The sequence below is a fragment of the Pseudomonas lalucatii genome, from assembly GCF_018398425.1.
Classification (GTDB): domain Bacteria; phylum Pseudomonadota; class Gammaproteobacteria; order Pseudomonadales; family Pseudomonadaceae; genus Aquipseudomonas; species Aquipseudomonas lalucatii.
In genome coordinates this window covers 1935790-1960249 of the sequence record NZ_JADPMV010000001.1, presented here as the reverse complement: position 1 = coordinate 1960249, position 24460 = coordinate 1935790, and the positions used below count along the sequence as shown (strand labels likewise).

The 24460-nt window shown below is 66.8% G+C and carries 19 protein-coding genes and 1 other RNA gene; 12 read left to right on the top strand and 8 right to left on the bottom strand.

Annotated features, from left to right (window positions below):
* Window positions 1-7: 7 nt before the first annotated feature.
* On the top strand, window positions 8-1141 hold the full coding sequence (locus I0D00_RS08910) for an LLM class flavin-dependent oxidoreductase (protein WP_213639363.1): 1134 nt from the start codon (window positions 8-10) through the stop codon (window positions 1139-1141).
* A 521-nt stretch (window positions 1142-1662) separates the two neighbouring features.
* Here I0D00_RS08910 and ssrA read toward each other — a convergent pair.
* Window positions 1663-2020: a transfer-messenger RNA gene (ssrA, locus tag I0D00_RS08905) on the bottom strand.
* Between the two features lie 149 nt (window positions 2021-2169).
* Here ssrA and I0D00_RS08900 point away from each other — a divergent pair.
* Entirely contained in the window at window positions 2170-5115 is a 2946-nt protein-coding gene (locus tag I0D00_RS08900; protein ID WP_213639362.1) for a hybrid sensor histidine kinase/response regulator, read from the top strand.
* Between the two features lie 16 nt (window positions 5116-5131).
* Here the strand turns inward: I0D00_RS08900 and I0D00_RS08895 are convergent, their stop codons facing one another.
* The 4 genes from I0D00_RS08895 to I0D00_RS08880 all read right to left on the bottom strand — a co-directional run bounded on the left by I0D00_RS08895 (window position 5132) and on the right by I0D00_RS08880 (window position 11308).
* Window positions 5132-5377 (bottom strand): hypothetical protein, encoded by a 246-nt coding sequence (locus tag I0D00_RS08895; RefSeq protein WP_213639361.1) that lies wholly within the window; start codon window positions 5375-5377, stop codon window positions 5132-5134.
* Between the two features lie 100 nt (window positions 5378-5477).
* The gene (locus tag I0D00_RS08890; protein WP_213639360.1) at window positions 5478-8285 is read right to left on the bottom strand and encodes an FAD-binding and (Fe-S)-binding domain-containing protein; all 2808 of its coding nucleotides are present in this window, start codon (window positions 8283-8285) and stop codon (window positions 5478-5480) included.
* Between the two features lie 67 nt (window positions 8286-8352).
* Window positions 8353-9498 (bottom strand): FMN-dependent L-lactate dehydrogenase LldD, encoded by a 1146-nt coding sequence (gene lldD / locus I0D00_RS08885; RefSeq protein WP_213639359.1) that lies wholly within the window; start codon window positions 9496-9498, stop codon window positions 8353-8355.
* Window positions 9499-9610: 112 nt separating this feature from the next.
* Window positions 9611-11308, bottom strand: coding sequence for an L-lactate permease (locus tag I0D00_RS08880; protein WP_213639358.1), 1698 nt, complete (start codon window positions 11306-11308; stop codon window positions 9611-9613).
* 316 nt (window positions 11309-11624) lie between these two features.
* Between I0D00_RS08880 and I0D00_RS08875 the strand changes: the two genes are divergently transcribed.
* Window positions 11625-12392, top strand: coding sequence for an FCD domain-containing protein (locus I0D00_RS08875; protein WP_213639357.1), 768 nt, complete (start codon window positions 11625-11627; stop codon window positions 12390-12392).
* 27 nt (window positions 12393-12419) lie between these two features.
* Here I0D00_RS08875 and smpB read toward each other — a convergent pair whose 3' ends face one another.
* The gene (smpB, locus tag I0D00_RS08870; protein WP_213639356.1) at window positions 12420-12902 is read right to left on the bottom strand and encodes an SsrA-binding protein SmpB; all 483 of its coding nucleotides are present in this window, start codon (window positions 12900-12902) and stop codon (window positions 12420-12422) included.
* A gap of 169 nt (window positions 12903-13071) precedes the next feature.
* Here smpB and I0D00_RS08865 point away from each other — a divergent pair, with 169 nt between their 5' ends.
* From I0D00_RS08865 to I0D00_RS08855, 3 genes are read left to right on the top strand one after another with little or no spacing between them, the layout of a single operon-like run.
* Window positions 13072-14475 carry a sodium-dependent transporter gene (locus I0D00_RS08865; protein ID WP_213639355.1) on the top strand — a complete coding sequence of 468 codons (1404 nt, stop codon included), beginning with the start codon at window positions 13072-13074 and terminating at the stop codon, window positions 14473-14475.
* A gap of 34 nt (window positions 14476-14509) precedes the next feature.
* Window positions 14510-14944, top strand: coding sequence for a type II toxin-antitoxin system RatA family toxin (locus I0D00_RS08860; RefSeq protein WP_213639354.1), 435 nt, complete (start codon window positions 14510-14512; stop codon window positions 14942-14944).
* Window positions 14937-15257: an RnfH family protein gene (locus tag I0D00_RS08855; protein WP_213639353.1), complete on the top strand. Its 321-nt coding sequence runs from the start codon at window positions 14937-14939 to the stop codon at window positions 15255-15257. The genes I0D00_RS08860 and I0D00_RS08855 overlap by 8 nt, the downstream gene beginning before the upstream one ends.
* A gap of 58 nt (window positions 15258-15315) precedes the next feature.
* On the opposite strand, the gene I0D00_RS08850 is transcribed toward I0D00_RS08855, so the two are convergent.
* Window positions 15316-15834: an outer membrane protein assembly factor BamE gene (locus I0D00_RS08850; RefSeq protein WP_213639352.1), complete on the bottom strand. Its 519-nt coding sequence runs from the start codon at window positions 15832-15834 to the stop codon at window positions 15316-15318.
* 97 nt (window positions 15835-15931) lie between these two features.
* On the opposite strand from I0D00_RS08850, the gene fur reads away from it, so the two are divergent.
* Window positions 15932-16336, top strand: a complete 405-nt coding sequence (gene fur, locus I0D00_RS08845; protein WP_213639351.1) for a ferric iron uptake transcriptional regulator — start codon at window positions 15932-15934, stop codon at window positions 16334-16336.
* A gap of 68 nt (window positions 16337-16404) precedes the next feature.
* Here the strand turns inward: fur and recN are convergent, their stop codons facing one another.
* Complete coding sequence (gene recN / locus I0D00_RS08840) at window positions 16405-18078, bottom strand: DNA repair protein RecN (RefSeq protein WP_213639350.1); 1674 nt, start codon at window positions 18076-18078, stop codon at window positions 16405-16407.
* Window positions 18079-18233: 155 nt separating this feature from the next.
* On the opposite strand from recN, the gene grpE reads away from it, so the two are divergent.
* The 5 genes from grpE to carA all read left to right on the top strand — a co-directional run bounded on the left by grpE (window position 18234) and on the right by carA (window position 24320).
* Window positions 18234-18800 carry a nucleotide exchange factor GrpE gene (grpE, locus tag I0D00_RS08835; RefSeq protein WP_213639349.1) on the top strand — a complete coding sequence of 189 codons (567 nt, stop codon included), beginning with the start codon at window positions 18234-18236 and terminating at the stop codon, window positions 18798-18800.
* 100 nt (window positions 18801-18900) lie between these two features.
* Window positions 18901-20817, top strand: coding sequence for a molecular chaperone DnaK (dnaK, locus tag I0D00_RS08830; protein WP_213639348.1), 1917 nt, complete (start codon window positions 18901-18903; stop codon window positions 20815-20817).
* Window positions 20818-20990: 173 nt separating this feature from the next.
* A complete protein-coding gene (dnaJ, locus tag I0D00_RS08825) occupies window positions 20991-22118 on the top strand; it encodes a molecular chaperone DnaJ (protein WP_213639347.1) in 1128 nt (375 codons plus the stop codon).
* A gap of 67 nt (window positions 22119-22185) precedes the next feature.
* Window positions 22186-22989, top strand: a complete 804-nt coding sequence (gene dapB, locus I0D00_RS08820) for a 4-hydroxy-tetrahydrodipicolinate reductase (RefSeq protein ID WP_213639346.1) — start codon at window positions 22186-22188, stop codon at window positions 22987-22989.
* 194 nt (window positions 22990-23183) lie between these two features.
* Window positions 23184-24320, top strand: a complete 1137-nt coding sequence (gene carA / locus I0D00_RS08815; RefSeq protein WP_213639345.1) for a glutamine-hydrolyzing carbamoyl-phosphate synthase small subunit — start codon at window positions 23184-23186, stop codon at window positions 24318-24320.
* Window positions 24321-24460: the final 140 nt, after the last annotated feature.

Here is a 24460-nt window from a genome sequence, read left to right as displayed (position 1 = left end):
CTAGCGAATGAAATTCTCCCTGATCTACGAGGCACAGACAGTCGATTCCAGCCGCGCCGGCGACCGCAAGGTTTTCGACGACACCGTCGAGCAGGCGGTGCTCGCCGACCAGCTCGGCTTCGACACCTTCTGGTGCGTCGAGCACACCGCGCTGAGCAACTACTCGCACATGTCCGCGCCGGAAACCATGCTGGCCTTCGTCGCCGGCAAGACCGAGCGCATCGGCATCGGCCACGGCGTGGTCTGCCTGCCGCCGGCGATGAACCATCCGGTCAAGGTGGCCGAGCGCATCGCCACCCTCGACCTGCTGTCCAAGGGCCGCGTGCACTTCGGCGTCGGCAAGGGCGGCACCCAGCAGGAGGCCGGCACCTTCGGCTACGACCTGGCGACCCTGCAGCCGCAGATCGACGAGGCCATGTACCTGATTCCGAAGATGTTCGTGCAGGACGAGATCGAGCACCACGGCGACTTCGTGCAGATTCCCTTGCGGCCGATCCACCCCAAGCCCTACCAGGACCCACACCCGCCGATGTACCTGGCCTGCACCAACACCGAGTCGCTCAAGCGCGCCGGCGAGCGCGGCCTGGGTGCCCTGGTGCTGGGCTTCGGCGGCCCGGAGGAAATCGCCAAGAAGGTCGCGGTGTACCACGAGGCCTGGGACACGCGTGAGCTCAAGGATCAGGTGGGTTTCCGCCCCAACCGGCATATCGCCGCGCTGTGCCCGGCCATCGTCCTCGACGACAACCAGCAGGCGCGGCAGATCGGCATCCGCGGCCAGCGCTACTTCATGGAGTCGTTGTCCTACTGGTACGCCGGCGGCGAGCGGCCGGACCCGGAGAAGTGGAAGGACGACACCTTCGTCGACGGCAACGGCCAGGCGGTGATCAAGTCGCGCTTCGCCTCGGAAGAGGTGACGGTGGACTTCTCCGACCCGACCATGTCGATGATGAACCCCAACCACGCCTACGGCACGGTCGAGGACTGCATCGGCTACGTGCAGCGCCTGATCGACGCCGGCGCCGACGAGATCCTGTTCATCTGCCAGATGGGTACGGTGCCGCAGTGGGCGCAGCTGGAAACCCTGAAGAACATCGGTGAGCGGGTGATTCCCTATTTCCGTGGCGGGAAAGCGGCCGGCTAAGCCAAGGCCGGCCGTACGGAGCTCATCTCGGCAGGTCATTGTTGGGGTGCGCCAAGCGGCTGGCTGAATAGATTGTCCGAACGGCGGCGCCAGCGGCGGGTAGCCGGCGCCTCCGTCCTGCGATGTACTCCCGTGGTCGTTGCGCCGCCGTCGCACTGAATGTGGCGTGCTCCGCCCATGCATGGAAACATGGAGCATTGTCTGGCTCGAGTGCCTTCTCATGGCCGGGCTTGGCGATGAGAGTGAGCCCGGGGACGCAGAGCCTGCTGCCGTCTGCCCGCGATATTTCTTGTCCTCTGGCGCCAAGCTGGCAGTCACTGAGCCTGTCAGCGGTCGGCGCTTGACTTCGCAGCGCCTCATCCGCGCCCCGCGCTTTCAAATTACATGGCAGGTACATCAGGGGATACACGGCGGCGCTCGCAGTGTGTATTTGGCGGGGAACGTTAGAAACAAGAAAGCCCGCACGGGCGGGCTTTTCAGGGGTGTTTCCGCTCATGTGGGAACATGTGGAAACTTGCATTTGGTGGAGCCGGGGGGATTTGAACCCCCGTCCGCCAGTTCTCCGCTATCGGTTCTACATGCTTAGCCATCTCTATTGAGTTAACTCATCGCGGCCCGAGTGGCAGGGCGCTTTGAGCGAGCTGTATGAGTTTTAGCCGTTACGTCTACAGCGAACTTGGCGGCGATCCTGTTCTATATGACTGACCAAATCTTCGGGTTTACAGGCATCCCCTAGGGTCAGCTAGCGGCACTTAGGCGGCTAGAGCGTAGTTGTCGTCGTTGGCAACTATAAGTTTGCAGCAGCGAATTTACGAGTTCTGCTACCAGCTCGGCATGCCCCTCAAGTTTTGCTACCGGCGTCGAATCCTAATCGGCCCCAAAACTGTCGTGGGTGAAGCCACAACGCGGAGTGTACGGCATAGGCATCCCGGCGTCGACCCGGCGATGCCGCCCGGACGCGCTCCCCCGAGTACGGCTATGATTAGGCACCTGAGTTTCAGTCATGTCTTTGGGACGAGACCTTACCTATGTCGCGCGCGTCGCGTTATCCCTTGCGCCAGTGGATCTGGCGCGCCTTCGTACAGAGTGCGTTGATTCCGCTGATCCTGGTCGAGTCGGTGCTGATTACCGTCTATTTGCTGAGCAACGCGGCGATTCGCGATGCGCAGATCGGCTATCTGCAGCAGAGCGCCCTGGGAGACCTGGCGACTGCGGTGGCTCGGGAGGGGCAGGTGATCGACAGCCGCCTGCGGGCCGTCGAGGCCCAGGTGCAGATATTCCGCGACGCGACGCTGCGGGCGCTGCAGAACACCGGTTTCCAGCCCGATGAGCTGGAGCGTCGGCGGCATACCTCGACCGCCAGCGGGGTGTACTACAGCCGCAGCGACGATGGCCGCGCGGCGTCCTTCTACGCCAACAGCACGCCACCCGAGCGGCAGGATCGCGCCAAGGTCCTGCGCCTGTCGCAGGTCGACCCGCTGATGCACTCGATCCGCGCGGCCAACCCGCTGGTTGCCGCGGTCTATTTCAACAGCTGGGACAGCTACAACCGCATCTATCCGTTCTTCATGACCCCCGAGCAGTATCCCCATGACATGGTGATACCGGACTACAACTTCTATTACCTGGCCGACGCCCGGCACAACCCGGAGCGCAAGGTGGCCTGGACCGACGTCTACCTCGACCCGGCCGGGCAGGGCTGGATGATGTCGGCGGTCGCCCCGGTCTATCAGGGTGAGTTTCTCGAGGGCGTGGTCGGCCTGGACATCACCGTCGGCCAGATGCTCGCGGAAATCGGCGAGCTGGATGTGCCGTGGCAGGGCTACGCCATGCTGGTCAGTCGCGATCACAACATCATGGCGCTACCCCAGGCCGGCGAGGGGGATTTCGGCCTGCGCGAGCTGACCGAGTACTCCTACGCCGAGGCGGTACGCCGCGAGGTGCTCAAGCCCGAGGACTTCCGCCTGGACAAGTACGCCGACCTGCAGCCGCTGCTGCAGGCCATGGCGGCCGGCCAGGACAAGGTCCAAGAGGTGCAGCTGGCCGGGCGCAGCCGTCTGGTGGCCTGGAGCGAGATTCCGCAGACCGGCTGGCGCCTGCTGCTGGTGGTGGATGAGGAGCAGATCTTCAGCGAGACCAATCGCCTGGCCGAGCGCTATCTGCAGATCGGTTACCTGCTGATCGTCGGTCTGGCGCTGTTCTACCTGCTGTTCTTCGCCTGGATGTGGTGGCGCTCGCGGCACCTGAGCGATCAGCTGGCGCGGCCGATTGCCGGCATCGGCGCGATGATGCGGCGCATCGGTCAGGGCGACTTCCACCCCAGCGCCCCGACCAGTCAGATCGTCGAGCTCAATGCCATGGCGCAGGCGGTGCAGCACACCGGCGAGCAGCTGCAGGCCAGCGAGACCGAGCGCCGCCAGGCGCAGCGGATTCTCGAGCTGGTGCTGGAAAGCACCACCGAGAGCCTGTGGGAAGTGGATGTGCCGAACATGACCATCACGCTCAGCGGGCGCTTCCTCAAGCGCTTCGGCCTGACCCAGGAGTGCATGAGCCTGAGCGAGTTCAATCAGCGCATGCACCCGGACGATGTGGAGCGTATTCGCCACCTGCGCGGCCAGTTCGCCAGCAGCGGCGAGGACCAGTTCGAGGCCGAGTACCGCTATGCCGATGCCCGCGGCGAATTTGCCTGGCTGTTGAGCCGCGGCAAGGTCCTGGAGCGCGATGCCGAGGGGCAGGTGCTGCGGATCGCCGGAACCCATGTCGACATCACCCGCCTCAAGCAGGCCCAGGAGGAGCTGCGCCGCGCCAGCCTGGAGGCCCAGGCGGCCAGCCAGGCGAAGAGTCGCTTCCTGTCGAGCATGAGCCATGAGCTGCGCACGCCGCTGAACGCGATCCACGGCTTCGGCCAGTTGATCGAGATGGAGGCGCAGGAGAAGGCCGATGCCCAGCAGGAGGCGGACTATGCGCGGGAGATCGTCAATGCCAGTCGCCACCTGACGTCCTTGGTCGACGACATCCTCGACCTGTCGAGCATCGAGAGTCGCCGCCAGCAGCTGAGGATGGAGCCGGTGGAAATCGGCCCGCTTTTGAGCGGCTGTGCCGAACTGGTGCAGCCTGAGGTGCAGCAGCGCCAGCTGCGGCTGGAGGTGCAGGACGACGACGAAGCGCCCCTGTACGTGCAGGCCGACTTGCGCCGCGTGCGCCAGGTGGTGCTCAACCTGCTGTCCAATGCGATCAAGTACAACAGCCCCCAGGGACTCATCCGCATGGGGTACGAGCTGCGTTCGGCCGGCGTGCGGCTATGGGTCGAGGACAGCGGCCCGGGCTTGACCCAGGAGCAGCAGGCGCAGCTGTTCCAGCCGTTCCAGCGGCTGGGGCGGGAGAATTCCAGCACGCCGGGCACCGGCATCGGCCTGGTCCTGAGCCGCGAGCTGGCCAGCCTGATGGGCGGCGAGATGGGCTTCGAGAGCACCGCCGGGGTTGGCAGTCGCTTCTGGATCGACCTGCCCAGCGCCGCGGCACCGGCCTCGGCCGCAGCGTCCGAGTCGGCTGCGCGGCGGGCAAGCAGCAACGGCTTGTCCGAGGTGTTGTGTGTCGAGGATTACCCGATCAGCCAGCAGGTGGCTCAGGAGGCGTTGAGCGAGTTCGCCCGGGTGCGCGGGATTGGCTCGGTGCAGGGGGCCTTGGCGTTGCTGGTCACCGCCACGCCGGACCTGCTGATACTGGACCTGGATATGACGGACGGCGGCGGCCTGCAGGTACTGGACGCCATGCGTAGCGACCCGCGCCTGTGTGGCGTACCGGTGTTCGTGATCAGCGCGACGGCCGATGAGCTGGCGTTTGCCGATGCGCGCCTGCGCGGCGCTCAGGTCTGCATGGTCAAGCCCCTCGCGTCGGCCGAAGTGCGCGCGCTGGCGTTGTCATTCCTCGGGCAGGAGCAGATTCAGGTCCAAGGCCAGGGCCAGGGCGGTTAGCCCTGGCCGGTACGGTCTACTGGCTGGCTTCGAGCAGCTGCAGGGCTTCGCCGAGCACCTGCACGGACTGGCCGTGATCGCCGTTCTGGTGCAGCTGCTCGCCCTCGGTGCGGAGCTTCTGCACTTGTGCCAGCACGGCGGGGTCGCTGGGCGGATTGCTTTGCAGCATGGCATCGATCTTCGCCATGTCCGCCGGGCACTGCGCGGCCCAGAGCGGGACGCTGAGCAGGGTGGCGGCGAGGAAAGCGACTAGGCGGCGCATGGGGTGGCTCCTTCAGGGAGTGGGACTTTCAGTATAGAAAGTGCCAGGCCGAGCCCAAGGCCGCTGGTCTGCTTTCCCCCCCAGCCGGCGCTCGCCGGCTTCAGGCCCTGGCTCGGCTGACCCGGTCGACCAGATAGACCAGGCCGTGGTAGTCGATGCCGCCGTGCCGGGACAGGCCGATCTCGCAGGTGCGGCTGGTGGACACGCCTTCTGCGCAGAGCTGCACCGCCTCCTTCAGGCTGCGCAGCGCGTGGGCGTTGAGCTCCGGCGTGGTGAAACCCTTGTCGCCGGCGAAGCCGCAGCAGTGGATGCCCTCGGGTACCACGACTTCCGCGGTGCAACGGCGGACGATGTCGATCAACCCCTGGGCCTCGCCCAGGTGTTGGGTGCTGCAGGTCACGTGCACCGCCACCGGCTCGGCCTGGGGCTGCAACTCCAGGCGCTCGAGCAGCCGCTCGCGGATGAACCTCACCGGGTCGAACAGCTGCAGGCGCGGGTCGAGGCCGTCTTGCAGCAGACGCAGGGTGCAGGGGCTGGTGTCGCAGTAGACCGGGTCGAGGCCGCCGCGGCTGGCGGCGAGCAGGGCGGCGACCAGCTCCTCGCGCTTGGCCTCGGCCTGGGCGGCGTAGCCCTTGGAGGCGAAGGGCTGGCCGCAGCAGAGGCTGTCCTGGTTCGCCGGGAAGACCACCTGGAAGCCGCCTTTCTCCAGCAGGGCACGGGTCTTGTCGATCAGCGGCGTCTGCTCGGCGTCGCCGCAGGCCGGACCCATGGCGCGGGACACGCAGGCCGCCAGGTAGACCACCCGCGGCCGGTCGTCTTCGGCCGCCGGGGCGATGCGTATGGGCCGGACGGCTTGCGGCATGGCCGGGGTCCACTGCGGCAGGCGCCGGCCCGAGACCCGCCGCAGGCCCGTAGAAACCTTCGCCAGCAGCGGCGCGCCGAGCAGTCGGCGCGCCGTGTTGGCGGTCAGCAGGCTCAGGCGCGCGGCCTGGAGGGCCGTGGCGAAGTGCCCGGCCAGCCAGTCGGCCGTGGCCGGGTGCCTCGCCGTGCGGGCGCGCAGCTTGCGCACCAGATCGCCGGTGTTGATCCCCACCGGGCAGCGCTGGGCGCACAGGCCGGTGGCGGCGCAGGTGTCGACGCCCTGGTACTGGTAGTCGCGCTCCAGCGCCGCGGTGTCTTCGCCGCGCCGCTGCCGCGCCTGGATGTCGCGCCAGATGACGATGCGCTGGCGGGGGCTGAGGGTCAGCTCCCTGGACGGGCAGACCGGCTCGCAGAAGCCGCATTCGATGCACTTGTCGACTATGGCGTCGGCGGCCGGCAGCGGCTTCAGGTGCTTGAGGTGAATCTCGGGGTCTTCGCTCAGCACCACGTCCGGGTTGAGGATGCCCTGGGGGTCGAGCAGGTGCTTGATGCGCCACATCAACTGGTAGGCATCGGCGCCCCACTCCAGTTCGACGAACGGCGCCATGTTGCGGCCGGTGCCATGCTCGGCCTTGAGCGAGCCGCCGAATTCCACCGCCACCAGCTGGGCCACGTCGTCCATGAAGGCCTGGTAGCGGGCGACCTGTAGCGGATCGTCGAAGCCCTGGGTGAAGACGAAGTGCAGGTTGCCCTCCAGGGCGTGGCCGAAGATGATCGCATCCAAGTAGCCATGCTTGTCGAACAGCGCCAGCAGGCGCTTGACCCCCTCGGCCAGCTGCTCGACCGGGAAGGCGACGTCCTCGATGATCACCGTGGTGCCGGTCTGGCGCACCGCGCCGACGGCCGGGAAGGTGTCCTTGCGGATCTTCCACAGCAGGTCGTAGACGGCCGGGTCCTCGCTGAAGTCGACGCGCTTCTCCAGGGGGAAGGGCTCGAGGGCGCTGGTGATCTGCGCCAGTTGCTCGTGCAGCAGGCTCTGGCTGGCGGCGCGGGACTCGACCAGCAGGGCGCAGGCGTCCGCCGACAGGGCCTTGACCCAGGCGGGCATGCCTGGCTTGTCCTGCACCGAGCGCAGGCTGCGCCGGTCGAGCAGTTCCACCGCCGAGACCGGTTGGCGCTTGAGCGCCGTCACCGCGCGGCAGCAGCTGTCCACCTCGGGGAACACCAGCAGGGCGCTGGCCTTGTGCGGGTGGTCGGGCACCGTGTGGTAGGTCACCGCGCTGATAAAGCCCAGGGTGCCCTCGGAGCCGACCAGCAGGTGGCTGAGGATGTCCAGCGGCTGGTCGAAGTCGACCAGGGCGTTGAGCGACAGTCCGGTGGTGTTCTTCAGCCGGTACTTGTGGCGGATGCGCGCGGCCAGCGCCTGGTTGGCGCGGGTCTCGCGGCCGAGCCGGGCGAGCTGCTCGAGCAGCGCGCCGTGGCGGGCCTGGAAGGCGGCGACGCTGGCGCCGTCCTCGGTGTCCAGCACGCTGCCGTCGGCCAGCACCAGGCGCATGCCGGCCAGGGTGTGGTAGCTGTTGTGCGCGGTGCCGCAGCACATGCCGCTGGCATTGTTGGCGACTATGCCGCCGATCTTGCAGGCGTTGATCGAGGCCGGGTCGGGGCCGATCTTGCGCCGGAAGGGGGCCAGCACGGCGTTCGCCTGGGCGCCTATGACGCCCGGCTGCAGGCGGATCTGCGCACCCTGGTCGCGGATCTCGCGGCCGTTCCAGTGGTCGCCCAGCACTATCAGCAGCGAGTCGCTGATGGCCTGGCCGGACAGGCTGGTGCCGGCGGCGCGGAAGGTCACCGGCACGCGCTGGGCGCTGGCCAGCTCGAGCAGGCGCACCACCTCCGCCTCGCTCTCGACCCGCACCACCAGCTTGGGAATCAGTCGGTAGAAGCTGGCGTCGGTGCCGAAGGCCAGGGTCGACAGCGGGTCGTCGAAGCGTCGCTGGCGCGGAATCAGGCGGTTGACCTCGGCGAGGAAGGGGGCAGGCAGGCTCATACGGGCTCCGGGAGTCAGGGGCTAGGGCCGGCCGCTGTGGCGGCCATGGCGTGTGGACGAAGGGGGCTCAGCGGCCGAGCTCGCGCACCAGCGAATCGGCGTTGATTTCCTCGATCGACTTGGCGCCGGTCAGCACCATGGCCACGCGCATCTCCTTGTCGATCAGCTCCAGCAGGTTGCTCACCCCGGCGCCGCCGGCCGCGGCCAGGGCATAGACGAAGGCGCGGCCGAGCAGCACGCAGTCGGCGCCGAGGGCGAGCATGCGTACCACGTCGAGGCCGGTGCGTACGCCGGAGTCGGCGAGGATCGCCAGCTCGCCCTTGACCGCGTCGGCGATGGCCGGCAACGCCCGGGCGCTGGACAGCACGCCGTCGAGCTGACGGCCGCCGTGGTTGGACACGACGATGCCGTCGGCGCCGAACTTGACCGCGTCGCGGGCATCCTCGGGGTCGAGGATGCCCTTGATCACCATGGGGCCGTCCCAGAAGTCGCGGATCCACTGCAGGTCCTTCCAGGAGATCGAGGGGTCGAAGTTGGCGCCCAGCCAGCCGATATAGTCGGCCAGGCCGGTGGGGTCGCCGCGGTAGGCGGAGATATTGCCCAGGTCGTGGGGGCGGCCGTGCAGGCCCACGTCCCAGGCCCAGCGGGGATGGCTCATGGCCTGCAGCATGCGGCGCAGCGGCGCGTTGGGGCCGCTCATGCCGGAGTGGGCATCGCGGTAGCGGGCACCCGGTACCGGCATGTCGACGGTGAATACCAGGGTGGTGACGCCGGCGGCCTTGGCCCGCTCCAGGGCGTTGCGCATGAAGCCGCGGTCCTTGAGCACGTAGAGTTGGAACCACATGGGCCGGTCGATGGCCGGCGCCACCTCCTCGATCGGGCACACCGAGACGGTCGATAGGGTGAAGGGCACGCCCTTGGCCGCCGCCGCCTTGGCCGCCTGCACTTCGCCGCGGCGCGCGTACATGCCGGTCAGGCCGACGGGGGCCAGGGCTACCGGCAGGGCCAGGGTCTCGCCGAACAGGCGGGTCTCCAGGCTCAGCTCGGCCATGTTGCGCAGCACCCGTTGACGCAGGGCGATGTCGGCCAGGTCGGCGACGTTACGCCGCAGGGTGTGCTCGGCGTAGGCGCCGCCGTCGAGGTAGTGGAACAGGAACGGCGGCAGCTTGCGTTGGGCCGCGGCGCGGTAGTCGGTCGAGGCGGAAATGATCATCGGCTTCTCTCGAGGGCCAGAACTAGGGGGCGACATGCCGGTAGCGGTGACCGGCATGTCGGTACACAGGTTAAGGATGCGCGCCGCGACCGAGCCGGAGCGCGCGGGGGTATTAGCGGCCTACGGTCAGCGGGTCGCTGACGCCCAGCAGGTAGATGGCGACGAGGGCGATCAGCCCGGTGAACAGCACGTAGTACAGGGTAGGCCAGACGGTCTTGCGCAGGGTGGTGCCCTCGCGACCGAGCAGACCCACCGTGGCCGAGGCCGCCACCACGTTGTGGATGGCCACCATGTTGCCGGCGGCCGCGCCGATGGCCTGCACCGCGACGATCAGCGCGCCGGAGATGCCCAGGCTATGCGCCACGCCGTACTGGAACTGGCTGAGCATCATGTTGCTGACCGTGTTCGAGCCGGCGATAAAGGCGCCCAGGGCGCCGACGCTGGGGGCCAGCAGCGGGTACACGCCGCCGACGCTGTCGGCCACGTAGCGGGCCATGGCGATCGGCATGCTCGGCAGGTCCGCGGCGTTGACCCCGGAGTTGATCAGGATGCGCACCATCGGCACGGTGAACAGCAGGACGAAACCGGCACCCAGCAGCACCTTGCTCGACTCGCCGACCGCGGCGCCCAGCTCGCGCAGCTTCATGCCGTGCAGGAAGAAGGTCGCCAGCACCACGGCGACCAGGATGCCGCCGGGCAGGTACAGCGGCATGAAGTCGGCCTTGATCCCGGCTTCGCCGAGGATGTCGGGGAATACCAGCAGCACCGATTTCAGCGCGCTGCTGACCTCCGGGAACACCCGGCTGATCACCAGCAAGGCGCCGACCAGCACGTAGGGCAGCCAGGCGCGCAGGCTGCTCATCGGCTTGGCGGTCAGTTCGTCCAGCTTCATCTCCACGCTGCCGAGCCATTCGCTCGGCCAATCCCGGGCCGGGGCGAAGTCCCAGGTGTTCTTCGGCACCAGGAAACCGGCGCGGGCGGCGCTGGTGACGATGGCCAGGCCGATCAGGCCGCCGGCCAGGGAGGGGAACTCGGGGCCGAGCAGCACGCCGGTGGCCATGTACGGCAGGGTGAAGGCCAGGCCGGCGAACAGGGCGAAGGGCAGCACCTCGAAGCCCGCTTTCCAGCTTTTCTCCTTGCCGAAGAAACGCGTCAGCATCAGCACCATGATCAGCGGCATGGCCGTGCCGACCAGGGCGTGGATGATCGCCACGTTGCTGGTGATCAGCTGCAGGAACAGCTCCCAGCTGGAGCCCTGGGCAGTGAGTTGCGCGCCCAGGGCGGCGCTGTCCAGGCCGCTGTTGATGCCGATGATGATCGGCGTGCCGACGGCGCCGAAGGACACCGGGGTGCTCTGCACCAGCATGCCCAGCATCACCGCGGCCAGCGCCGGGAAACCGATGGCCACCAGCAGTGGTGCGGCAATCGCCGCCGGCGTGCCGAAGCCCGAGGCGCCCTCGATGAAGCAGCCGAACAGCCAGGCGATGATGATCGCCTGGATGCGCCGGTCCGGGCTGATGGTGGCGAAGCCGGCGCGGATCGCGGTGATGCCGCCGGAGTGCTTGAGGGTGTTGAGCAGCAGGATGGCGCCGAAGATGATCCACAGCACGCCGGCGGTGATCACCAGGCCCTGGACGGAGGAGGCGAGCACGCGGTTGAGGCTCATGTCCCAGGCGAACAGGGCGATGCCGGCGGTGAGCAGGTAGACCAGCGGCATGGCGCGCTTGGCCGGCCAGCGCAGGCCGATCAGCAGCAGGGCGGCGAGCAGGATGGGGGAGAAGGCGAGCAGGGCGAGTAGACCGGATGACATGGCGAGTCCTCCGCTCAATGACGCGCGGTGCGCGGTGAATTTACGGGGAAGGACAGTGCGACAAGCGGAATGGGCATGACGGGCATGGAGGACCTCGTAAGCTTCTTGGAATTGTTATTGGCATCCGATAATTGGTAAGACCAATTAACAAAATGGCCTGGTAAGGGTAAGAGCGCATGCGCAGGCCTGTCAATCGGCGGGCTTACGACTTTGGTCGCGAGGGCTTGGCTTGTAAGGGGGCGGTGGGCGCTATAGGCTGGCCAGGCAAGTGCCTGAGCAGGCACGCAAAGCTGGTAAAACCAATGGGGAGCGGGTTATGGAAGTAGGTCAGGTGCGCCAGCGCCGTCTGTCGGACGATATCGTCGCTCAGCTGGAGACCATGATCCTGGAGGGCACGCTCAAGGTCGGCGAGCGCCTGCCCGCCGAGCGGGTGCTGGCCGAGCGCTTCGGGGTGTCGCGGCCGTCGCTGCGCGAGGCGATCCAGAAGCTGGTGGCCAAGGGGCTGCTGGTCAGCCGCCAGGGCGGCGGCAACTATGTGGCCGAGTCACTGGGTTCGACCTTCAGCGACCCCTTGCTGCATCTGCTGGAGAGCAATCCGGAGGCGCAGCGCGATCTCCTGGAGTTCCGCCACACCCTGGAGGGTTCCTGTGCCTACTACGCCGCGCAGCGTGCCACCGAGCTGGACCGCGAGCGCCTGAGCGAGGCCTTCGCCGCCCTGCAGGATTGCTACGGGCGCAGTGGCAAGGTGACGCGTGCGGAGGAGGGCGCGGCCGACGCACGCTTCCACCTGGCCATCGCCGAGGCCAGCCACAACGCGGTGCTGCTGCATACCATCCGTGGCCTGTTCGACCTGCTCAAGCGCAACGTGGTGACCAATATCGGCGGGATGTACGCCCAGCGCGACGAGACCCGCGACATGCTGATCGCGCAGCACCGTGCGCTATACGAGGCGATCATGGCGGGACGCGCCGAGGAGGCGCGGGAACTGTCCAACCGGCACATCGACTATGTGCAGGAGGTGCTCGCCGAGGTGCAGCAGGAGGCCCAGCGGGTGGCGCGGGCGCAGCGTCGCGGTCTGCGCTAGGGGATGCGGGCGGGCGTCGGCGCCCGCCTACTCGTCCTTGCCCTTGCTGCGCATGGCGCGCTGCACTTCACGGTCGGCGTCGCGTTCCTTCTCGGTGTGGCGTTTGTCGAAGTCCTTCTTGCCCTTGGCCAGGGCGATCTCGCACTTGACCAGGTGCTGCTTCCAGTACAGCGACAGCGCCACGCAGGTGTAGCCCTTCTGCTGCACCGAGCCGAACAGCTTGTCCAGCTCGCGCTTGTTCAGCAGCAGCTTGCGCGTGCGCGTGGGGTCGGCGATCACATGGGTGCTGGCGGTCTTCAGCGGGGTGATGTGGCAGCCCATCAGCCAGGCCTCGTCGTCCTTGAGCAGCACATAGCTGTCGACCAGCTGGGCCTTGCCGGCGCGCAGGCTCTTCACCTCCCAGCCGGACAGGGCCAGGCCCGCCTCGAACTTCTGGTCGACGAAATAGTCGTGCAGCGCCTTCTTGTTCTGCGCGATGGTGCCTTGTGGGTGTTTCTTTTGTTTAGCCATAGGGCGCGCATTATAGGGAGTCGCCGACGCCGGCGCCATGCGCCGGATGGGGCAAAAACGCGGATTTTCGCCGGTCTGCGGCGGACCTCGGTTCGGCTGCGCTTGAGCCGTTTTCATGAATCCCCGACAATGCGCGATCTTTTTTCCAATCAGAGCGAACGCATCGCACATGGCGAACGACAAGGTCTCGATTCATGGCGCCTGGGCCAGCCGCTGGGTCTTCATTCTCGCGGCGACCGGCTCGGCCGTAGGCCTGGGCAATATCTGGAAGTTCCCCTATATGACCGGGGTCTACGGCGGCGGTGCCTTCGTGGTCATGTACCTGATCTGCATCGCCCTGGTCGGGGTGCCGATCATGCTGGCCGAGACCCTGATCGGTCGACGCGGCCGGCAGAGTCCGGTCAACGCCATGAAGAGCCTGGCCATCGAGGCGGGTGCCTCGCGGCACTGGTCGCTGGCGGCGCTGATGGGCATGGTCGCCGCGCTGCTGATCCTGTCCTTCTACAGCGTGGTGGCCGGCTGGTCCCTGGAATACATCCTCGGCATGGGCAGCGGGCGCTTCGCCGGCATCAGCGGCGAAGGCGCCGGTGCCGCGTTCGGCGGCCTGACCGGCGACCCCTGGCGCCTGACCCTGTGGCACACGCTGTTCATGTTCCTCACCGCGCTGGTGATCGCCCGTGGCGTGGTGGCCGGCCTGGAGCGCAGCCTGCGCATCATGATGCCGCTGCTGTTCGTCCTGCTGCTGGTGTTGCTCGGCTACAGCCTGACCACCGGGTATTTCCGCCAGGGCTTCGATTTCCTCTTCCATTTCGATCCGAGCAAGGTGCAGGGCGGCATCCTTGCGGCCATGGGCCATGCCTTCTTCACCCTCAGCGTGGGGGTCGGCTCGATCATGGTCTACGGTGCCTACATGCCGAAGAATGCCTCCATCGGCGGCACGGTGATGGCGGTCGGCCTGCTCGACACCCTGGTGGCGCTGACCGCCGGCCTGGCGCTGTTCCCCATCGTGTTCGCCGCCGGCCTGGAGCCGGGCGCCGGTCCCGGGCTGATGTTCGTCACCCTGCCGATCGCCTTCGGCAATATCGCCTTCGGCCAGCTGATGGGCCTGGTGTTCTTCGTGCTGGTGGCGGTGGCGGCCTGGAGCTCGTCGATCTCCATGCTGGAACCGGCGGTGGCCTACTTCGTCGAGCGCAGCGGGCGCAGCCGGGCCCGGGTGACCGCGGTGCTGGCGCTGCTGTGCTGGGTGGTCGGCATGGGCACCGTGCTGTCGTTCAATGTCGGCGCCGAGGCCAAGTTCTTCGTGTTCGCCGAGGATGGCTTCCGCCTGTTCCAGTGGGGCGCCGAGGGCGGCAAGACCTTCTTCGACAGCATCGACTACCTGACCAGCCGCATCCTTCTGCCGCTCGGTGGCCTGGCCTTCGCCCTGTTCGCCGGCTGGGTGCTGAGCCGCGAGGCGGTGCGCGAGGAGCTGGCGGCGAAGAGCCCGCTGCTGTTCAATCTGGCCCTGTGGCTGATCCGGGTGGTCGCGCCTATAGGCGTGCTGGTAGTGTTCGTGGCCGAGTTGAGCAAATGAGGGCAGTCAATCCGATGAGTGAAGTCGCCGGACTATGAGCACCCATATCCATCGTTCGGCCTTGCTGCCCTATCCGGCGCAGGCCTTGTTCGAGCTGGTCAACGATGTGGCGAGCTATCCGCAATTCCTGCCCTGGTGCTCGACCAGCGAGGTGCTGGAGGTCAGCGAAACGCGCATGCGCGCGAGCCTGGCGGTGGCCAAGGGAGGGCTGAGCCAGCGCTTCGTCACCTGCAATAGCCTGGTGCCGGGGCAGTCGATCGAGCTGAACCTGGAGGAGGGCCCCTTCACCCAGCTGCACGGGCGCTGGGAGTTCAAGGCGCTGGGGGAAAAGGCCTGCAAGATCAGTCTGGACCTGACCTTCGACTACGCCGGTCCGCTGGTGCGGGCGACCCTCGGGCCGCTGTTCAACCAGGCCGCCAACACCCTGGTGGATGCCTTCTGCCAGCGGGCCAAGGAGTTGTATGGATAACAGAACCATAGTGGTCGAGGTGGTCTATGCCCTGGCCGACAAGCAGAAGCTGCTGCGCCTGAGCCTGCCCCACGGCACTACGGTGCGCCAGGCGGTGCTGCAGTCGGGGATGGAGGCGCATTTCCCCGGCCTGGACCTGGCTACCAGCCCCCTGGGGATATTCGGCAAGGCGGTGGCCAAGCCGGACGAGCGGGTGCTGGAAGACGGCGAGCGAGTGGAAATCTATCGGCCGCTGATCGCCGACCCTAAGGAGGTGCGCAAGCAGCGTGCGGCCCGGGCGGCCAAGGCCAAGGCCGACGAGCAGGGCGCCTGAGTCAAGGGCGCACGCATAAAAAAGCCCGGAGTCATCCGGGCTTTGTTGTATTTGGCGCTTATTGCGGCGAGCTTTCCAGTGGCTCCGGGGTGGGTACCGGTACGGCTTTCACGCTGTCCACTTCGCTCTGGATCTGCTCGAGCAGCGAGCCGGGGGGCGGTGGCGTGTCCTCGCTCCGCGGCTTGTCGGCCACGGTCGCGCTGGTGTCGCCGCCTTCGCCGAGGATTTCCTGGTCGCGGCTGACGCCGGGCAGGAAGTCGCCGGCCAGGCCGACCAGCTGGTCGCTGCCGTCGAAGACCAGGCTGACGCGCTCCTGCAGGCGCTGGCCGCCGCCCGGCTGGATGCTGTAGAGGTAGTCCCAGCGGTTGGCGTGGAAGGTATCGGTCAGCAGCGGGTTGCCCATGATAAACCGCACTTGGCGGCGGGTCATTCCGGGGCGCAACTGGTCTATCATGTCCTGCGTGACGACATTGCCCTGTTGGATGTCGATCTTGTAAACCCCGGGGAATGAGCAACCGGCGAGTGCGAAGAGCCCCGTGAGAGTGAGGCTGGTCAGCAGGAGCTTGGCATTTTGCATCGGTGGGTGACTTCCACTATCTTGGCTGGGCAACGTAAACCCGGATCATACCCGCAATAAGGGAAGCTGCGAAACCGCTTCCACGAGAAAGCAGACCATGGTTGAAAATAGCGAACTACGCAAGGCTGGCCTGAAAGTGACCCTGCCGAGGGTCAAGATTTTGCAGATGCTCGACTCCGCCGAGCAGCGCCACATGAGCGCAGAGGATGTATACAAGGCGCTGATGGAGGCGGGCGAAGATGTCGGCCTGGCCACGGTGTATCGCGTGCTGACCCAGTTCGAGGCGGCGGGCCTGGTGGTGCGGCACAATTTCGACGGCGGCCACGCGGTGTTCGAGCTGGCCGACAGCGGTCACCACGACCATATGGTCTGTGTCGACTCCGGCGAGGTGATCGAGTTCTTCGATCCGGAGATCGAGAGGCGGCAGAAGGAGATCGTCCGCGAGCACGGCTTCGAGCTGGTCGATCACAACCTGGTGCTCTACGTGCGCAAGAAGAAGTAGGCGTTCAGGCATTGTGCAAAAAGGCGACCCTCGGGTCGCCTTTTTCGTTTGTGCGGGCCCGCTGGTGCTCAGGCCTGGGCGCTGGCGACCATCTGCCGGGCGTGGGCCAGGGACTCTTCGGTGAGGTCGACGCCGCCGAGCATGCGGGCGATCTCCTCGACCCGCTGACTGCGTTCGAGCTTGCTCACCGCCGTGCGTGTGGCGTCGCTGTCGCGCAGCTTGTGCACGAACAGGTGCTGGTGGCCCTGGGCGGCCACCTGCGGCAGGTGGGTGACGCATAGCACCTGGCCGCGCTCGCCGAGGCGGCGCAGCAGCTGGCCGACCACCTCGGCGGTCGGGCCGCCGATGCCGACGTCGACCTCGTCGAACACCAGGGTCGGCACCCGCGAGGTCTGCGCGGTGATCACCTGGATGGCCAGGCTGATGCGTGACAGTTCGCCGCCGGAGGCGACCTTGGCCAGGGCCTTGAGCGGTTGGCCGGGGTTGGCGCTGACCAGGAATTCGACCTGTTCCAGGCCGTTGGCCTGGGGCTCGTCGCTGGCGTTGTCGCGCAGCTGGATGCTGAAGCGCCCGCCGGGCATGCCCAGGCTGTGCATTTCCGTCTCCACGGCGCCGGCCAGGCGCTTGGCGGCCTCGCAGCGCAGGGCGCTCAGTTCGCCGGCCTTTTCCCGGTAGTGGCGCGCATAGGCGTCCAGTTCCTCGCCCAGGCGCTCGACGGCCTGGTCGTCGGCGTTGAGGCTCTCCAGCTCCTCGAACAGCTGCTGCTGCAGCGCGGCCATGTCGCTGGGCTGGATGCGGTGCTTGCGCGCCAGGGTGTAGATGTTGTCGAGGCGCTCCTCCAGCTGCTGCAGGCGCTCGGGATCGGCCTCGAAGTGGTCGAGGAAGCGGTTGAGTTCGCCGACCGCCTCCTCCACCTGGATCTGCGCGCTGGCCAGCAGGCTGATCGCCTCGTTCAGTGCGCCGGGTTGGCCCTGGAAGCCGCCGAGGCGGTTGAGGCTGGCGGTCAGCGCCGACAGCACGTTGCCGGCGTCGTTCTCGCTGCACTGCTCGATCACCAGGCGGCAGGCGCTGAGCAGGCTCTCGGCGTTGGTCAGGGTCTTGTGCTCGGCTTCGAGCTGCTCCAGCTCCTGTTCGCCGAGGGCCAGGTTGTCCAGCTCCTCCAGTTGGTAGCTGAGCAGCTGGTGGCGGGCGCGCTGCTCGTCGCCGAGGCCGGACAGGCGCTCCAGCTCACTCTTGGTCTGCTTCCAGCGCTGCGCGGCGAGTTGCACCTGGCGCGCCAGTTCCTGGCTGCCGGCGTATTCGTCGAGCAGGCGGCGGTGGGTCTCGGCCTTGAGCAGCGACTGGTGTTCGTGCTGGCTGTGGATGTCGATCAGCAGCTCGCCGAGGGCCTTGAGATCGCCCTGGGGGCAGGGCGAGCCGTTGATGTAGCCGCGCGAGCGGCCTTCGGCGGTGATCACCCGGCGCAGGATGCACGGGCCGTCGCCGTCCAGGTCGCGCTCGGCCAGCCAGGTGCGGGCCTCGGGGATGTCGTGCAGGTCGAAGCTGGCGAGGATGTCCGCCTTGTCCGCGCCGGGGCGTACTACGCCGCTGTCCGCGCGGTCGCCCAGGCACAGGCCGAGGGCGTCGAGCATGATCGACTTGCCGGCGCCGGTTTCGCCGCTGATCACACTCATCCCGCCGTCCAGTTCCAGGTCGAGGTGTTCAACGATGGCGTAGTTGTGTACGGACAGGTGCACCAGCATGGCGAAGCCTCTCGGGATGAAGGTCTGGTTATTTATACAGTGTTTGTTTTGCCGCTGACAATCCTCGCGCTGCCCTTGAAGCTGGAAATTTCGGCCCCATATAGGCGGCAGGTGCGCGGGTTGCGGCCGGCGCCAAATTTTCAGAGGAGAGTTGCATGGCAGACGAACAGACCCAAGATAACCAGCTTCCCGAGGTTTCCGCCGAGGTCGAGGCGGCGGGCGGCGAGTTGGATGCGCGTATCCAGGTTCTCGAGGAAGAGTTGGCTGCCGCCCAGGACAAGGCCTTGCGCATGGCGGCCGACCTGCAGAACGTGCGTCGCCGCGCCGAGCAGGATGTGGAGAAGGCGCACAAGTTCGCCCTGGAGAAGTTCGCCGGCGACCTGCTGCCGGTGGTCGACAGTCTCGAGCGCGGCCTGGAGCTGTCCAGCCCGGACGACGAGGCGATCAAGGCGGTGCGCGAGGGCATGGAGCTGACCCTCAAGCTGTTCCAGGACACCCTCAAGCGCTATCAGCTGGAGGTGGTGGACCCGGAGGGCGCGCCCTTCGATCCGGAGCACCACCAGGCGATGGCCATGCAGGAAAGCACCCAGGTCGAGCCCAATAGCGTGCTCAAGGTGTTCCAGAAGGGCTACCTGCTCAATGGCCGGCTGTTGCGCCCGGCCATGGTGGTGGTCAGCAAGGCCCCGGCCGAGGTGCCGCCGTCCATCGACGAGCAGGCTTGAAATCCGGCGGCGCGCCCCCATTTGTTGAATCAAGCGTTTTAGTGCTACCGCGGCTGGCGAAGCGAGGCGGCGGGAATATCCAAGTTTCGGGAGAGTGAATATGGGCAAAATCATCGGTATCGACCTGGGGACCACCAACTCCTGCGTCTCCATTCTGGAAAACGGCAGCGTCAAGGTGCTGGAGAACGCCGAAGGCGCTCGCACCACGCCGTCGATCATCGCCTACAGCAACGATGGCGAGATCCTCGTCGGTCAGTCGGCCAAGCGCCAGGCGGTGACCAACCCGCACAACACCCTGTACGCGGTGAAGCGCCTGATCGGCCGTCGCTTCGAAGAGAACGTGGTGCAGAAAGACATCCAGATGGTCCCCTACAAGATCGTCAAGGCCGACAACGGTGACGCCTGGGTGCAGGTCAAGGACCAGAAGATGGCGCCGCCGCAGATCTCCGCGGAAGTGCTGAAGAAGATGAAGAAGACCGCCGAAGACTATCTCGGCGAGGCGGTGACCGAGGCGGTGATCACCGTGCCGGCCTACTTCAACGACAGCCAGCGCCAGGCCACCAAGGACGCCGGGCGCATCGCCGGTCTGGACGTCAAGCGCATCATCAACGAGCCGACCGCCGCGGCGCTGGCCTATGGCATGGACAAGGCCAAGGGCGACCACACCGTGATCGTCTATGACCTGGGTGGCGGTACCTTCGACATCTCGGTGATCGAGATCGCCGAGGTCGACGGCGAGCACCAGTTCGAAGTGTTGGCCACCAACGGCGACACCTTCCTCGGTGGCGAGGACTTCGATCTGCGCCTGATCGACTACCTCGTCGAGGAGTTCAAGAAAGAAAGCGGCATGAACCTCAAGGGCGACCCGCTGGCCATGCAGCGCCTGAAGGAAGCGGCGGAGAAGGCCAAGATCGAGCTGTCCTCGAGCCAGCAGACCGACGTCAACCTGCCGTACATCACCGCCGACGCCAGCGGCCCCAAGCACCTGAACGTGAAGATCTCCCGTTCCAAGCTGGAATCCCTGGTCGAGGATCTGGTGCAGCGCACCATCGAGCCGTGCCGCATCGCCCTCAAGGACGCCGGCATCGACGTCGGTTCGATCCACGACGTGATCCTGGTCGGCGGCCAGACCCGCATGCCGCTGGTGCAGAAGACCGTCGCCGAGTTCTTCGGCAAGGAAGCGCGCAAGGACGTCAACCCGGACGAAGCCGTGGCCATGGGCGCCGCCATTCAGGGCGCGGTGCTGGCCGGTGACGTCAAGGACGTGCTGCTGCTCGACGTGTCGCCGCTGACCCTGGGCATCGAGACCATGGGCGGGGTGATGACCGCGCTGATCGAGAAGAACACCACCATCCCGACCAAGAAGTCCCAGGTGTTCTCCACCGCCGACGACAACCAGAGCGCGGTGACCATCCACGTGCTGCAGGGCGAGCGCAAGCAGGCCTCGCAGAACAAGTCGCTGGGCAAGTTCGACCTGGCCGAGATTCCGCCGGCGCCGCGCGGCGTGCCGCAGATCGAGGTGACCTTCGACATCGACGCCAACGGCATCCTGCACGTCGGCGCGAAGGACAAGGCCACCGGCAAGCAGCAGTCCATCGTGATCAAGGCCAACTCCGGCCTGTCCGAGGAAGAGATCGAGCAGATGGTGCGTGACGCCGAGGCCAATGCCGAGGAAGACCGCAAGTTCGAGGAGCTGGCGACCGCCCGCAACCAGGGCGACCAGCTGGTGCATGCCACCCGCAAGATGCTCACCGAGGCGGGCGACAAGGCCACCGAAGACGAGAAGGCGGCGATCGAGAAGGCCCTGGGCGAGCTGGAAGTGGCGGTGAAGGGCGACGACAAGGCGGCCATCGAGGCCAAGATGACTGCCCTGTCCGAGGCGACCACCCCGCTGGCGCAGAAGATGTATGCCGAGCAGCCGCAGCCGGGCGCCTCCGCCGAGGGCGGTGAACAGGCCAAGAATGCCGGTGACGACGTGGTCGACGCCGAGTTCGAAGAGGTCAAGGAAAACAAGTAAGCGCAGGCTTGTGACCCGCAGGGATGCGGGAAATGCAGCAGGCCGCCGGGAGCGGCCGCTGCCAGCAGCTCCGTCCGACGCGACAGGCGTCGCGTTGGGGAGGAACCGTCGCGCGGGGGCTTGCTCCCGCGTTGGCGTGTCTGGAGGAGGCGATTTGAGGGTGTTGAGGATCTATGTCTAAACGTGACTATTACGAGGTGCTGGGTGTCGAGCGCGGCGCCAGCGAAGCCGAGCTGAAGAAGGCTTACCGGCGCCTGGCGATGAAGCATCACCCGGACCGCAATCCCGACGACAAAGCGTCGGAAGAGAAGTTCAAGGAGGCCAACGAGGCCTACGAGGTGCTGTCCGACGCCAGCAAGCGGGCCGCCTACGACCAGTACGGTCACGCCGGCGTCGACCCGAACATGGGCGCGGGCGGCGGTGCCGGATTCGGTGGGGCGAACTTCTCCGACATCTTCGGCGATGTGTTCAGCGACTTCTTCGGCGGTGCCCGTGGCGGTCAGCGTGGCGGTGCCCAGCGTGGCAGCGACCTGCGCTACACCCTGGAGCTGGACCTCGAGGAGGCGGTGCGCGGCACCACGGTGACCATCCGCGTGCCGACCCTGGTCAACTGCAAGGCCTGCGATGGCTCGGGGGCCAAGAAGGGCACCAGTCCGGTGACCTGTACCACCTGTGGCGGTATCGGCCAGGTGCGCATGCAGCAGGGCTTCTTCTCGGTGCAGCAGACCTGCCCGCGCTGTCACGGCAACGGCAAGATGATCACCGACCCCTGCGGCAGCTGCCATGGCCATGGCCGCGTGGAAGAGCACAAGACCCTGTCGGTGAAGGTGCCGGCCGGTGTCGATACCGGCGATCGCATCCGTCTGTCCGGCGAGGGCGAGGCGGGCGCCATGGGTGGTCCGGCCGGCGACCTCTACGTGGTGGTCAACGTGCGCGAGCACTCGATCTTCCAGCGTGACGGCAAGCACCTGTACTGCGAGGTGCCGATCAGCTTCGCCGACGCGGCGCTGGGCGGCGAGCTGGAGGTGCCGACCCTGGACGGCCGGGTCAAGCTGAAGATTCCCGAGGGCACCCAGACCGGCAAGCTGTTCCGCCTGCGCGGCAAGGGCGTGGCGCCGGTGCGTGGCGGCGGTGCCGGCGACCTGATGTGCCGGGTCGCGGTGGAGACCCCGGTCCATCTGGATCGGCGCCAGCGCGAGCTGCTCGAGGAATTCAGGCAGTCCCTGGCGGGCGACAGCTCCCACTCGCCCAAGGCCAATGGTTGGTTCGAGGGCGTCAAGCGCTTCTTCGGCGATCTGTAAATAACCGACCGGGCCCGGGGTATGCTCCCCGGGCCGGTTTCGGGCTTCCAGCTTGGAGCTTGTAGATATGCAGCGTATTGCAGTGATGGGCGCCGCCGGGCGCATGGGCAAGACCCTGATCGAGGCGGTGCAGCAGGCCGAGGGCGCCGAGTTGCGTGCGGCGGTCGACCGTCCGGACAGCAGCCTGGTCGGCGCCGATGCCGGCGAGTTGACCGGGCTCGGCAGGCTCGACGTGGCGCTGTGCGGCGAACTGGCCGCGGTGCTGGACGAGTTCGATGTGCTGATCGACTTCACTCACCCCTCGGTGACCCTGAAGAACCTGGAGATCTGCCGCCAGGCCGGCAAGGCCATGGTCATCGGCACCACCGGCTTCACGCCAGAGCAGAAGCAGCTGCTGCATGATGCGGCCAAGCAGATCCCGATCGTCTTCGCCGCCAACTTCAGCGTCGGCGTCAACCTCTGCCTGAAGCTGCTGGATACCGCGGCGCGGGTGCTCGGCGACGAGGTGGATATCGAGATCATCGAGGCCCATCATCGGCACAAGGTCGATGCGCCGTCCGGTACCGCCCTGCGCATGGGCGAGGTGGTGGCCAGCGCCCTGGGGCGTGACCTGCAGAAGGTCGCGGTCTATGGGCGCGAGGGTCAGACCGGCGCCCGCGAGCGCGAGACCATCGGCTTCGCCACGGTGCGCGCCGGCGACGTGGTCGGCGACCACACCGTGCTGTTCGCCGCCGACGGCGAGCGGGTGGAGATCACCCACAAGGCCTCCAGTCGCATGACCTTCGCCAAGGGGGCGGTGCGCTCGGCCCTGTGGCTGCAGGGACGCGCCGCCGGCCTGTACGACATGCAGGACGTGCTGGGGCTCGACTGAGGTGCGGCGGGAGAGATCGGAGGCTTATCTGCGGGTGGACCGAAAAGCCACCTTCCTGTAAGCTTCCCGCTTTAGTGTGTCCACTAAAAGTTACGCAGAATGAATCAGATAAAAAAGCGGGGTGACGGTCGATACGTCATCCCGCTTTTTTACAATCTGCGTTTGCTTCAAGCCTTGATCGACGGGAGGTCTTCTTGACTAAGCCAGCCATACTCGCCCTTGCTGACGGCAGCATTTTTCGCGGCGAGGCCATCGGTGCCGATGGCCATACTATTGGAGAGGTGGTGTTCAATACCGCCATGACCGGCTATCAGGAAATCCTCACCGATCCCTCCTATGCCCAGCAAATCGTCACCCTGACCTATCCGCACATCGGCAACACCGGCACCACGCCGGAGGACGCCGAGTCCAATCGGGTCTGGGCCGCCGGCCTGATCATCCGCGACCTGCCGCTGACTTCCAGCAACTGGCGCAACAAGCAGCCGCTGGACGAGTACCTGAAGGAGAACGGTACGGTCGCCATCGCCGGCATCGACACCCGTCGCCTGACCCGTATCCTGCGCGAGAAGGGCTCGCAGAACGGTTGCATCCTCGCCGGTGCCGACGCCACCGAGGAGAAGGCCCTGGAGCTGGCGCGCAGCTTCCCCGGCCTCAAGGGCATGGACCTGGCCAAGGTGGTCAGCTGCACCGAGCGCTACGAGTGGCGCGAGAGCACCTGGGAGCTGAAGGGCGACTGCCATCCGCAGGTCCCGGCCGCCGAACTGCCCTACCATGTGGTGGCCTACGACTACGGCGTCAAGCTGAACATCCTGCGCATGCTGGTGGCACGCGGCTGCCGCCTGACCGTGGTGCCGGCGCAGACCCCGGCCAGCGAGGTGCTGGCCCTGAGCCCGGACGGCGTGTTCCTGTCCAACGGCCCGGGTGACCCCGAGCCCTGCGACTACGCGATCCAGGCCATCAAGGACGTACTCGAGACCGATATTCCGGTGTTCGGCATCTGCCTCGGCCATCAGCTGCTGGCCCTGGCCTCCGGCGCCAAGACCCTGAAGATGGGCCACGGCCACCACGGCGCCAACCACCCGGTGCAGGACCTCGATTCGGGCGTGGTGATGATCACCAGCCAGAACCACGGCTTCGCCGTGGACGAGAGCAGCCTGCCGGGCAACGTTCGCGCCATCCACAAATCGCTGTTCGACGGCACCCTGCAGGGCATCGAGCGCACCGACAAGGTCGCCTTCAGCTTCCAGGGCCACCCCGAGGCGAGCCCGGGCCCGCACGACGTCGCGCCGCTGTTCGACCGCTTCATCGAAGCCATGGCCAAGCGCCAGTAAACGAGTGGTCTGGAGAGTGTAGCGAGCGCGGTCTGGGCAAGGCGTCCGGAACGCAACGACGAGACAGTAGATGCAGTACGGCGAGGAAGTGAGTACCGCGCAACGCAGCCCAGGCGGCGCGCAGTAGCTCTCAAGATGAC

What these genes read in the sequence shown, in the direction of transcription:
- grpE (WP_213639349.1), top strand. Translation starts at nt 18,234, where the DNA reads ATGGCAGACGAACAGACCCAAGATAACCAGCTTCCCGAGGTTTCCGCC.
- I0D00_RS08895 (WP_213639361.1), bottom strand. Translation starts at nt 5,377, where the DNA reads ATGCGCCGCCTAGTCGCTTTCCTCGCCGCCACCCTGCTCAGCGTCCCG.
- I0D00_RS08875 (WP_213639357.1), top strand. Translation starts at nt 11,625, where the DNA reads ATGGAAGTAGGTCAGGTGCGCCAGCGCCGTCTGTCGGACGATATCGTC.
- dnaK (WP_213639348.1), top strand. Translation starts at nt 18,901, where the DNA reads ATGGGCAAAATCATCGGTATCGACCTGGGGACCACCAACTCCTGCGTC.
- I0D00_RS08860 (WP_213639354.1), top strand. Translation starts at nt 14,510, where the DNA reads ATGAGCACCCATATCCATCGTTCGGCCTTGCTGCCCTATCCGGCGCAG.
- smpB (WP_213639356.1), bottom strand. Translation starts at nt 12,902, where the DNA reads ATGGCTAAACAAAAGAAACACCCACAAGGCACCATCGCGCAGAACAAG.
- dnaJ (WP_213639347.1), top strand. Translation starts at nt 20,991, where the DNA reads ATGTCTAAACGTGACTATTACGAGGTGCTGGGTGTCGAGCGCGGCGCC.
- I0D00_RS08855 (WP_213639353.1), top strand. Translation starts at nt 14,937, where the DNA reads ATGGATAACAGAACCATAGTGGTCGAGGTGGTCTATGCCCTGGCCGAC.
- recN (WP_213639350.1), bottom strand. Translation starts at nt 18,078, where the DNA reads ATGCTGGTGCACCTGTCCGTACACAACTACGCCATCGTTGAACACCTC.
- I0D00_RS08880 (WP_213639358.1), bottom strand. Translation starts at nt 11,308, where the DNA reads ATGTCATCCGGTCTACTCGCCCTGCTCGCCTTCTCCCCCATCCTGCTC.
- I0D00_RS08910 (WP_213639363.1), top strand. Translation starts at nt 8, where the DNA reads ATGAAATTCTCCCTGATCTACGAGGCACAGACAGTCGATTCCAGCCGC.
- lldD (WP_213639359.1), bottom strand. Translation starts at nt 9,498, where the DNA reads ATGATCATTTCCGCCTCGACCGACTACCGCGCCGCGGCCCAACGCAAG.
- I0D00_RS08890 (WP_213639360.1), bottom strand. Translation starts at nt 8,285, where the DNA reads ATGAGCCTGCCTGCCCCCTTCCTCGCCGAGGTCAACCGCCTGATTCCG.
- I0D00_RS08850 (WP_213639352.1), bottom strand. Translation starts at nt 15,834, where the DNA reads ATGCAAAATGCCAAGCTCCTGCTGACCAGCCTCACTCTCACGGGGCTC.
- fur (WP_213639351.1), top strand. Translation starts at nt 15,932, where the DNA reads ATGGTTGAAAATAGCGAACTACGCAAGGCTGGCCTGAAAGTGACCCTG.
- I0D00_RS08900 (WP_213639362.1), top strand. Translation starts at nt 2,170, where the DNA reads ATGTCGCGCGCGTCGCGTTATCCCTTGCGCCAGTGGATCTGGCGCGCC.
- I0D00_RS08865 (WP_213639355.1), top strand. Translation starts at nt 13,072, where the DNA reads ATGGCGAACGACAAGGTCTCGATTCATGGCGCCTGGGCCAGCCGCTGG.
- dapB (WP_213639346.1), top strand. Translation starts at nt 22,186, where the DNA reads ATGCAGCGTATTGCAGTGATGGGCGCCGCCGGGCGCATGGGCAAGACC.